Genomic DNA, 10,792 nt, shown 5'->3' on the forward strand with positions numbered 1-10,792 from the left:
GGGGCACCCGATCGACGACCCCGAGATGGTCCAGCTCCTCGAGCCGCTGCGTCCGCACCGTCACCGTGCGGTGCGGTTGCTGGAAGTCAGCGGTCTGGCGTTCAAGCCGCGCTTCGGGCCACGGCTGCCGATCCCGCACCTCGCCGACCTGTGACCTGACCGGCACTGGTGATTACCTGCCCACACACCCGGGTACACGGGGCGGGACAGTCGATCGCGAAGGAGCAAGCAATGACTGCGTTCACCGTTCCCGGCCTGACTGACAAGCAGGGAGCTGAAGTCGCCGAGCTGCTGCAGAAAGCGCTCAGCAGGTACAACGACCTGCACCTCACCCTCAAGCATGTGCACTGGAATGTGGTGGGGCCCAACTTCATCGGGGTTCACGAGATGATCGACCCGCAGGTCGAGCTGGTCCGTGGCTACGCCGACGAGGTGGCCGAGCGGATCGCGGCACTGGGCACCTCCCCGCTGGGCACCCCCGGCGCCATCATCAACGACCGCACCTGGGACGACTACTCGGTCAACCGGGACACCGTCCAGGCGCATCTGGCGGCGCTCGACCTCGTCTACACCGGCGTCATCGAGGACACCCGCAAGAGCATCGAGCAACTCGAAGAACTCGATCTGGTCTCCCAGGACATGTTGATCTCGCACGCCGGCGAATTGGAGAAGTTCCAATGGTTCGTGCGGGCGCACCTGGAGAACTCCGGCGGGCACCTGGTCAACGAAGGTGCCTCGACCGAGAAGGCTGCGGCATCGAAGGCCAAGAAGAAGTCGTAACGCCCCGACGGCCGCCGGGGAGCACGTCGTCCCGCACCGGGTGGCGGCGGTTCCCCGGCGGCGCTCTGCGCTGTCAGCGGTAGGCGGTCAACCGTGCGCGCATGGCCGTCCTGCCGTCCCGTCCCACCGCCTGCGCGTCGGCGACGGCGCTGCTGCGCCCGGCATGCGTCGCCTCGGCGCGGTAGTGGGCCTCACCACCGCCGTGAAGCGGGCGCAGGAAGTTCACCCGTAGCGACGCGGTGCGGAATTCGCCCGTCGCGGCCCGGTTGACCGCGGCGTTGCCGACCAGTTCCAGCCCCATCGAGGACACGCCGCCGTGCACCACGCCGACGCTGTTGTTGAGCACCGCGTCGTCGTTCTGCACCAGAACGGCTGCGGCACCGCCGGATTCAGCGATCTGCACCGCCATCATCTGGTCCAGGCGGGGTCCGGGGAGCGTGCCTGCCGGTCCGTCGGGCCACGCGGCGAGCGTGGCGGGCACCGTGATGTAGAACGACCGGACCGTCGCGGTGGCGATCATCTCGGCGCCCACACTCAGCTCACAGACGCCCAGCGCGACCGAGCCCTTGCGGCCCAACGGCCGGGCCACCGCCACGACGTGGCCTCCGGGTGCGGCCCCGATCAGGTCGACGGCCTCGGGGACGACCTCGAGGGACAGTTCACTGGACACCGTCCACTCCCCGGAGCCGCGCCGGGCATGGTTGATCAGGCCCCCGGCGTGATCGACGAGCATCGCCAGGGGTGCGGTGGTCGCGGCGCCGGTCAGGGGGTTCACCAGGCCGGCGGCCGGGATCGACGCGACGCAGCGGTCCGGGCTCTCCTCGGCGGTCTCGATCCCGAAGCGGCCGAGCGGGGTGCTGAGCGGGTAGGGCATTCCTGCAGCTTGACGGCCGAAATCACCCTGCATACCCCCGCGGGGTATGTGGGGTGCTCAGGTTCTGCGCGGATGCCGCCACGGAGCAGGCGAGAAGCCTTGCCCGGCATCGTTTCTCGCTGTCCGTACGCTGATTCCACCCGTGCCCGCGGGCTCGTCGGCGGGGTTTGCCGGGCCGGCCCGGGCGCGTGAGAGCCGATGCTGTGAATTCCTAAGAATCCGGAAAGGCTTTGCGCAAAGATATTCACGTCCATCGGCGCAGCGCAACCGCGTCACCACCATCTCCTCAGCAAATTCCCGCTGAGCGCGACCCCGAGATGTGACCCAGCCCGCACTTTGTCGGCGCACGCTGATTGCAGCCGAAAATACCAGCGCAGCAACGTTATTCAGTTGTGACCTGAGAATCTGCGGCATGCGCGCCCCGGTCGCCCGGCGAACTTTGTTAGGCAGGGCTAAGTTGGCATGTCAGGGGCCCTTTGTCATATCGTTTTGAGCACTTATGGCGCATGGGAAAAAGGGCCGTCGTTCAGTGCTGCACGAAGGCGCCTCCATCGCAGAACCGGCTAACGCTCTCGTCCACGGTTGCCGTCCGTAACTCTCCGCCGAGACGCGTGAACTAAGAGGTAGGTGGGAATGGCTCCCAGTCGTCAAGGGCTCTACAACCCGGCGTTCGAACACGACGCGTGCGGGGTGGCGATGGTGGCTGACATGCACGGCCGCCGCAGCCGCGACATCGTCGAGAAGGCGATCACGGCGCTGCTCAACCTCGAACACCGTGGTGCGCAGGGTGCCGAGCCGAACACTGGCGACGGTGCCGGCATTCTGCTGCAGGTTCCGGACGAGTTCTTCCGCGCGGTCTGCGACTTCGAACTGCCCGAGGCGGGCAGCTACGCGACGGGCATCGCCTTCCTGCCGCAGTCGTCCAAGGACGCCGCCACCGCCTGCGCCGCGGTCGAGAAGATCGCCGAGGCCGAGGGACTGCAGGTGCTCGGCTGGCGGGACGTGCCCACCGACGAATCCTCGCTCGGCGCGCTGGCCCGCGACGCGATGCCGACCTTCCGGCAGCTGTTCCTGGGCGGCGCCTCGGGGATGGACCTCGAGCGCCGCGCCTACGTGGTGCGCAAACGTGCCGAACACGAGCTCGGCACCAAGGGTCCCGGGCAGGACGGCCCCGGACGGGAGACCGTCTACTTCCCGAGCCTGTCCGGGCAGACCTTCGTCTACAAGGGCATGCTGACCACGCCGCAGCTCAAGGCCTTCTACCTGGACCTGCAGGACGAACGGCTGACCAGCGCGCTGGGCATCGTGCACTCGCGTTTCTCGACCAACACCTTCCCGTCCTGGCCGCTGGCGCACCCGTTCCGGCGGGTCGCGCACAACGGCGAGATCAACACCGTCACCGGCAACGAGAACTGGATGCGGGCCCGTGAGGCGCTGATCAAGACCGACGTGTTCGGCGGCGCCGACCTGGACAAGGTGGTGCCGGTCTGCACCCCGGGTGCGTCCGACACCGCACGCTTCGACGAGGTCCTCGAACTGCTGCACCTGGGTGGGCGGAGCCTGCCCCACGCCGTGCTGATGATGATCCCGGAGGCCTGGGAGCGGCACGAGTCGATGGATCCCGCCCGCCGGGCGTTCTACCAGTACCACGCCTCGTTGATGGAGCCGTGGGACGGACCCGCCGCGGTGTGCTTCACCGACGGCACCGTCATCGGCGCCGTGCTCGACCGCAACGGCCTGCGGCCGTCACGGATCTGGGTGACCGACGACGGTCTCGTCGTGATGGCCTCCGAAGCCGGCGTGCTCGACCTCGATCCCGCCACCGTCGTCCAGAAGATGCGCCTGCAGCCGGGCCGCATGTTCCTCGTCGACACCGCGCAGGGCCGCATCGTCGACGACGAGGAGATCAAGGCCGAGCTGGCCGCCGAGCAGCCGTACCGGGAGTGGCTCGACGCCGGCCTGTTCCACCTCGACGAACTGCCCCCGGGTGACTACGTGCGCATGCCGCACCACCGCGTGGTGCTCCGGCAGCAGATCTTCGGCTACACCTACGAGGAACTCAACCTGCTGGTCGCGCCGATGGCGCGCACCGGCGCCGAGGCGCTCGGCTCCATGGGCACCGACACCCCGATCGCGGTGCTGTCGGCGCGTCCGCGGATGCTCTACGACTACTTCCAGCAGCTGTTCGCGCAGGTCACGAACCCTCCGCTGGACGCCATCCGGGAAGAGGTGGTGACCAGCCTGCAGGGCACCGTCGGACCCGAGGGCGACCTGCTCAACCCGGACGCCGAATCCTGTCGGCAGATCGTGCTGCCGCAGCCGATCCTGCGCAACGCCGACCTGTCCAAGCTGATCTGCGTCGATCCCGACCACGAGATCCGCGGCCACAAGCACGGCATGCGGGCCGCGGTGATCCGCTGCCTGTACCCGGTCAACCGCGGCGGGCAGGGCCTCAAGGAGGCGCTGGACAACGTGCGGGCCAAGGTGTCGGCGGCCATCCGCGACGGCGCCCGCATCATCGTGCTGTCCGACCGCGAGTCCAACGAGCAGATGGCGCCGATTCCGTCGCTGCTGTCGGTCTCGGCCGTGCACCACCACCTGGTCCGGGACCGGACCCGCACCAAGGTCGGCCTCGTCGTCGAGGCCGGCGACGCCCGCGAGGTGCACCACATGGCCGCGCTGTGCGGCTTCGGCGCCGCCGCGATCAACCCGTACATGGCCTTCGAGTCGATCGAGGACATGGTCGACCGCGGCGTCATCACCGGCATCAGCAGCGACCAGGCCAAGGCCAACTACGTCAAGGCCGCCGGCAAGGGCGTGCTGAAGGTGATGTCCAAGATGGGCATCTCGACGCTGGCGTCCTACACCGGCGCGCAGCTGTTCCAGGCCATCGGCATCAGCCAGAAGGTGCTCGACGACTACTTCACCGGGCTGTCCTGCCCGGTCGGCGGCATCGACCTCGACGACATCGCCGACGACGTCGCCGCCCGGCACGCACTGGCCTACCTGGACCGTCCCGACGAGCGGGCACACCGTGAGCTCGAGGTCGGCGGCGAGTACCAGTGGCGCCGGGAAGGCGAGTACCACCTCTTCAACCCGGACACGGTCTTCAAGCTGCAGCACTCGACCCGCACCGGGCAGTACTCGATCTTCAAGGAGTACACCAAGCTCGTCGACGACCAGAGCGAGCGGATGGCGTCGCTGCGCGGCCTGCTCAAGTTCCGGGTGGGCGAACGGCCACCGGTGCCGCTGGACGAGGTCGAACCGGCCGGCGAGATCGTCAAGCGGTTCTCGACCGGCGCGATGAGCTACGGCTCGATTTCAGCCGAGGCGCACGAGACCCTTGCGATCGCGATGAACCGGCTCGGCGGGCGGTCGAACTCGGGTGAGGGCGGCGAGTCCGTCGCACGCTTCGACCCCGACGAGAACGGCGATTGGCGGCGCAGCGCGATCAAGCAGGTGGCGTCGGGCCGGTTCGGCGTGACGAGCCACTACCTGGCCAACTGCACCGACATCCAGATCAAGATGGCCCAGGGCGCCAAGCCCGGTGAAGGTGGTCAGCTGCCCGGGCACAAGGTGTACCCGTGGGTGGCCGAGGTGCGGCACTCCACGCCGGGGGTGGGCCTGATCTCGCCTCCGCCGCACCATGACATCTACTCCATCGAGGATCTCGCGCAGTTGATCCACGATCTGAAGAACGCGAACCCGCAGGCGCGGGTGCACGTGAAGCTGGTGTCGGAGAACGGTGTCGGCACGGTCGCGGCCGGCGTCTCGAAGGCGCACGCCGACGTCGTGCTGATCTCCGGTCACGACGGCGGCACCGGCGCGACCCCGCTGACGTCGATGAAGCACGCGGGCGCCCCATGGGAGCTCGGGTTGGCCGAGACCCAGCAGACCTTGCTGCTCAACGGTCTTCGTGACCGCATCGTCGTGCAGGTCGACGGCCAGCTCAAGACCGGCCGCGACGTGGTGATCGCCGCGCTGCTCGGTGCCGAGGAATTCGGTTTCGCCACAGCGCCGCTGGTCGTGACGGGCTGCATCATGATGCGGGTCTGCCATCTCGACACCTGCCCGGTGGGCGTGGCCACCCAGAACCCGCTGCTGCGTCAGCGCTTCAACGGCAAGCCCGAGTTCGTCGAGAACTTCTTCCTCTTCATCGCCGAGGAGGTGCGGGAACTCATGGCGCAGTTGGGGTTCCGCACGGTCAACGAGATGGTCGGCCAGGTCGGGGCGCTGGACACCACCCAGGCCGCCGAACACTGGAAGGCCCACAAGCTGGACCTGGCGCCGGTGCTGCACGAGCCGGAGTCCGCGTTCATGAACCAGGACCTGTACTGCAGCTCGCGGCAGGACCACGGGTTGGACAAGGCGCTCGACCAGCAGCTGATCGCGCAGTGCCGCGAGGCGCTGGATCGCGGCACGCCGGTCAGGTTCTCGACCACCATTGCCAACGTCAACCGCACCGTCGGCACCATGCTCGGCCACGAGGTCACCAAAGCCTATGGCGGACAGGGGCTTCCGGACGGCACCATCGACATCACCTTCGACGGGTCGGCGGGCAACAGCTTCGGCGCCTTCCTGCCCAAGGGCATCACGCTGCGGGTCTACGGCGATGCCAACGACTACGTCGGCAAGGGGTTGTCCGGTGGCCGGATCGTGGTGCGCCCCTCGGACGACGCGCCCGCGGCCTATGTGGCAGAGGACAACATCATCGCCGGCAACGTGGTGCTGTTCGGCGCCACCAGCGGCCAGATGTTCCTGCGCGGTCAGGTCGGCGAGCGTTTCGCGGTCCGTAACTCCGGGGCTTACGCGGTGGTCGAGGGCGTCGGTGACCACGGTTGCGAGTACATGACCGGCGGACGCGTGGTGATCCTCGGTCCCACCGGCCGCAACTTCGCGGCGGGTATGTCGGGTGGAATCGCCTACGTGTACGACCCGGACGACGTGTTGCTCGAGAACCTCAACGCCGAGATGGTGGAGATCGAGGACATGGGTGGCGTCGACTCCGAAGACGGCGTCTTCGTCTGCGAGTTGATCCAGGCGCATGTCGACGCCACCGAATCAGCAGTGGGGCAACGCATCCTGGCAGGATGGAACGGATCGGAATCGGAAGTGCGCAAGTTCAAGAAGGTCATGCCGCGCGACTACAAGCGGGTGTTGCAGGCGATCGCCGACGCCGAGCGTAGCGGCGCGGACGAGAACGGTGTCGCCGAGGCGATCATGGCGGCCGCAAATGGCTGACCCGCGCGGCTTCCTGAAGATCACGCAGCGCGAGACACCGAAGCGCCGCCCGGTCGACCTGCGTCTGAAGGACTGGAAAGAGGTCTACGAGGACTTCTCCCACGACACCCTCAAGACACAGGCCGCCCGCTGCATGGACTGCGGTATCCCGTTCTGCCACAACGGGTGCCCGCTGGGCAACCTGATCCCGGAGTGGAACGACCTGGTGCGCACCGCGCGGTGGCGCGACGCCATCGAGCGCCTCCACGCGACCAACAACTTCCCGGAGTTCACCGGGCGGCTGTGCCCGGCGCCGTGCGAGGGGTCGTGCGTGCTCGGCATCAACCAGGATCCGGTCACCATCAAGCAGGTCGAGGTCGAGATCATCGACAACGCCTTCAAGGAGGGCTGGGTCGTCCCGCTGCCGCCGACCAAGCTGACCGGCAAGACCGTCGCCGTCATCGGGTCCGGACCCGCCGGCCTGGCTGCGGCGCAGCAGCTCACCCGGGCCGGCCACCAGGTCACGGTGTTCGAGCGCGACGACCGCATCGGCGGCCTGCTGCGCTACGGCATCCCCGAATTCAAGATGGAGAAGCGCCACATCGACCGGCGCCTCGACCAGATGCGCGCCGAGGGCACCGAATTCCGTGCCGGCGTGAACGTCGGGGTCGACATCACCGCCGCACAACTGCGTTCGCAGTTCGACGCGGTGGTGCTCGCCGGCGGCGCGACAGCGCGCCGTGACCTGCCGATCCCCGGTCGCGAGCTCGACGGCATCCATCAGGCGATGGAGTACCTGCCGTGGGCCAACCGGGTCCAGCTCGGCGACCCCGTGGTCGACGCCGACGGCCAGCCGCCGATCACCGCCAAGGGCAAGAAGGTAATCATCATCGGCGGCGGCGACACCGGAGCCGACTGCCTCGGCACCGCGCACCGGCAGGGCGCGCTGAGCGTGCACCAGTTCGAGATCATGCCGCGGCCGCCCGAGACCCGTGCGGACTCCACACCGTGGCCCACCTACCCGCTGATGTACCGCGTCACGTCGGCGCACGAGGAGGGTGGCGAGCGCGTCTACTCGGTCAACACCGAGCAGTTCCTCGGCGAGAACGGCCGCGTGACCGGACTGCGCGGACACGAGGTCGTGATGAACGCAGGCAAGTTCGAGAAGGTCGACGGCACGGACTTCGAGATGGACGCCGACCTGGTGCTGCTCGCGATGGGCTTCACCGGACCCGAACGCGAGGGCCTGCTCACCGATCTCGGGGTGGAGATCAACGAACGGGGCAACGTCGCCCGCAACGACGCGTTCGCGACCTCGGTGCCGGGCGTGTACGTGGCCGGCGACATGGGACGCGGCCAGTCGTTGATCGTGTGGGCGATCGCCGAGGGGCGCGCCGCGGCCGCCGCGGTGGACCGTTACCTCACGGGCAACTCGGCATTGCCCGCACCGATCAAGCCCACCGCCGCGCCGCAGCGCTAGCTGCCCGCCGCCGAGTCCGCTCGGAGGTCGCAAGTTCGTAACAGTTTGCGGCCCCTGAGCGGTCCCCGCCGGGCTTGCAGGGCACGGGATCACCTCATCGACGGTCTCGATACGGTCTCACGTCACCACTTGAGTCACATCAGTCACTACAGAAACATCCGATCTTTTTTCGGCGTGGCGACCACAGTTTGCCGGAGGTCGGGTATCTAATGACTTGATAAGGGGGCTGGGGTAAGGTGGCTCCCCGGTTCAGCTATTGCACACCGCAGGAGTAATCGCCATGCACCTTAACCCGATTACCCGGACCCGGGTGGGTCGAATCGCCTGGACATTGTTCCGTCACCCGGTCAAGAGCCGCGAGTTTCCCGCCAAAGCCGAGCGACTCATCACCGCCGACGAGCTCTCGCGTTACGGCGTCTAGCGAACTTTTGGGCAGCCAGTTACGTCGCTGACGCCTGTCGTGACGGTTCGTTTGCTTAGCCGTTATCGGTTCGTGATCCTCCACCGATTTTGCTGTTTTGGGGCCGATGAGTTCCGCAGTGCCGGACGGTCAGTACCGGCATGATCGACATGACCGAGGCCTGCGCCCGCACCGCTGCGCTGCTGAGGCAGGTGAGCGACGACCAGCTGACCGCCGCCACACCGTGCCGCGACATGGATCTGGGTGCGCTGATCGCCCACATCGGAGCTCTGGCACCGGCGTTCGAGGCAGCCGCGCGCAAGGAGTTCGGGCCGCTGACCGACACCCCGCCACAACTGGGGGAGCGGCCCGAACCCGGCTGGCGCGACTCGTACTCGTCCCGGCTCACCGCGCTGGGGGAGGCCTGGCGGGACCCTGCGGCGTGGGAGGGCATGTCGCGGGCCGGCGGCGTCGACTTCCCGGCTGAGCTCGGCGGCATGATCGCGCTCGGCGAGGTCGTCGTGCACGGGTGGGATGTGGCGGTGTCCGCGCAGCTGCGCTACGACGTGGCGCAGCGCGAACTGGAAATCCTGCTGCCGCACGTCTCGGCGTTCGCCGAGGACCCGGTCGAAGGACTGTTCGCGGCACCGGTGCCGGTGCCGCAGGGCGCGCCGCTGCTCGCCAGGGTGCTCGGGCTGACCGGCCGCGATCCGGGCTGGGCCGCGGAATGATGTCAGTGCGGCCGCCCACCGGCGTGGGTCCGGGCGTGTTCGATCGCGTCGTCGAGGGTGTCCACGAGGTGGCTCTGGTGGCGCAGTGACTCGAAGACGCCGACGTTGGCCAGCAGCGCGGTGTGCTCGGGCCGCACCCCTTTGATGATCACCGTGATGCCGCGGGCCTCCAACTCGGTGCAGATCTGCGCCAGGGTGTTCGCGCCCGTGGCGTCGAGCATGCCCAGCTGGGACATGCGGATGATCACCACGGAGGTGCGGGGATGGTCGCTGTCGATGATCGCAGTCGAGATCCGTTCGGCCACACCGAAGAACATCGCACCGTCAAGCCGCAGCAGCGCGATCTCCTCATCGCCCGGGCGGTACGGCGCGGGCAGTTCCTCACGGACCACACTGCTGCGCCGAGCCACGCCGCGCAGCGCGAAGAACGCCGCCACCAGGATCCCGATCTGGACCGCTTCGATCAGGTCGAAGCACACGGTGACCGCAGCGGTGAGGAGGAACGTCACGGCATCGGAGCGGGTCGACGACAGGATCTTCCGAACCGTCGACCGCGAGATCATCCGGAAGGACGTCACCATCAGCACACCGGCCAGCGCCGCCAGCGGAATCGCCGAGACCGGGCCGGCCGCCAGATAGACGACGCCCAGCAGCACCAGGGAATGCACTATCGCGGCGAGCCTTGTGCGCGCGCCCGACCGGACGTTGACGGCGGTGCGTGCGATCGCGCCGGTGGCCGGCATGCCGCCGAACGCTCCGGAGGCGACCGACGCCAGGCCCTGGCCGACGAGTTCGCGGTCCGGGTCGTAGGGTCCCGTCGCCGCCATCGTCGCGGCCACCCGTGCCGACAACAGGGATTCGATCGCGGCGAGCGCCGCGATGGCAAGCGCTGCTCCGAGCAACTCCCGCAGCGCGCCGACATCGGCATGGGGCAGCGTCGGTGCCGGCAGATGCGACGGCAACTCGCCGATGGTGGCGACCGCAACCCCGAGTACCGTCACCGCCACGGTCGCGGCGACGACCGCGACGAGCGACTCCGGGATGCCCCGGTGGATCCGGGGCAGCACGACCATGAAGGCGGCGACGAAGGCGATCACCCCGAGGGTCTTCACGGCCTGGGACCAGTCGGCGTGGGCGACGGCGCGCCAGGCGGTGGGCAGGGTGCGCTCGCCCGGCGGGCCGGCTGCGGGTAACGGGCGGAACCGTGCTGCTTTGAGAACTCGTTAACTTGTCCTCACCGCCGGCCCCGGGCCTCGGTGAGGCCGTCAGCCCCGCGGTACCTCGAATTGCGCGCGGGCGATCTGCTC

The 10,792-nt window shown here is 68.4% G+C and carries 5 protein-coding genes and 2 pseudogenes; 5 read left to right on the forward strand and 2 right to left on the reverse strand.

What is annotated here, in order from left to right; translation table 11 throughout:
• Positions 1–154, forward strand: a pseudogene (locus ASJ79_RS30855) (DNA-3-methyladenine glycosylase 2 family protein); the annotation flags it as partial.
• Between the two features lie 77 nt (positions 155–231).
• Entirely contained in the window at positions 232–780 is a 549-nt protein-coding gene (locus ASJ79_RS09545) for a Dps family protein (protein WP_067954517.1), read from the forward strand.
• A 73-nt stretch (positions 781–853) separates the two neighbouring features.
• On the opposite strand, the gene ASJ79_RS09550 is transcribed toward ASJ79_RS09545, so the two are convergent.
• Entirely contained in the window at positions 854–1,654 is an 801-nt protein-coding gene (locus ASJ79_RS09550; RefSeq protein WP_067954519.1) for a hotdog fold thioesterase, read from the reverse strand.
• Between the two features lie 633 nt (positions 1,655–2,287).
• Between ASJ79_RS09550 and gltB the strand changes: the two genes are divergently transcribed.
• The 3 genes from gltB (at position 2,288) to ASJ79_RS09565 (ending at position 9,485) form a co-directional block, all read left to right on the forward strand.
• Positions 2,288–6,895 (forward strand): glutamate synthase large subunit, encoded by a 4,608-nt coding sequence (gene gltB / locus ASJ79_RS09555; protein WP_067954520.1) that lies wholly within the window; start codon positions 2,288–2,290, stop codon positions 6,893–6,895.
• On the forward strand, positions 6,888–8,354 hold the full coding sequence (locus ASJ79_RS09560) for a glutamate synthase subunit beta (protein ID WP_067954522.1): 1,467 nt from the start codon (positions 6,888–6,890) through the stop codon (positions 8,352–8,354). Before gltB ends, ASJ79_RS09560 begins: the two co-directional genes overlap by 8 nt.
• 561 nt (positions 8,355–8,915) lie before the next feature.
• On the forward strand, positions 8,916–9,485 hold the full coding sequence (locus tag ASJ79_RS09565; protein WP_067954525.1) for a TIGR03086 family metal-binding protein: 570 nt from the start codon (positions 8,916–8,918) through the stop codon (positions 9,483–9,485).
• A gap of 2 nt (positions 9,486–9,487) precedes the next feature.
• Here ASJ79_RS09565 and ASJ79_RS09570 read toward each other — a convergent pair.
• Positions 9,488–10,666 (reverse strand): annotated as a pseudogene (locus ASJ79_RS09570) (SulP family inorganic anion transporter); the annotation flags it as partial.
• Positions 10,667–10,792: the final 126 nt, after the last annotated feature.

It is taken from the genome of Mycobacterium sp. NAZ190054 (genome assembly GCF_001545925.1).
Taxonomy (GTDB): domain Bacteria; phylum Actinomycetota; class Actinomycetes; order Mycobacteriales; family Mycobacteriaceae; genus Mycobacterium.

Excerpts from the sequence above, each read along its gene's own strand:
- ASJ79_RS09545 (WP_067954517.1), top strand. The coding sequence starts at position 232 with ATGACTGCGTTCACCGTTCCCGGCCTGACTGACAAGCAGGGAGCTGAA.
- ASJ79_RS09550 (WP_067954519.1), bottom strand. The coding sequence starts at position 1,654 with ATGCCCTACCCGCTCAGCACCCCGCTCGGCCGCTTCGGGATCGAGACC.
- gltB (WP_067954520.1), top strand. The coding sequence starts at position 2,288 with ATGGCTCCCAGTCGTCAAGGGCTCTACAACCCGGCGTTCGAACACGAC.
- ASJ79_RS09560 (WP_067954522.1), top strand. The coding sequence starts at position 6,888 with ATGGCTGACCCGCGCGGCTTCCTGAAGATCACGCAGCGCGAGACACCG.
- ASJ79_RS09565 (WP_067954525.1), top strand. The coding sequence starts at position 8,916 with ATGATCGACATGACCGAGGCCTGCGCCCGCACCGCTGCGCTGCTGAGG.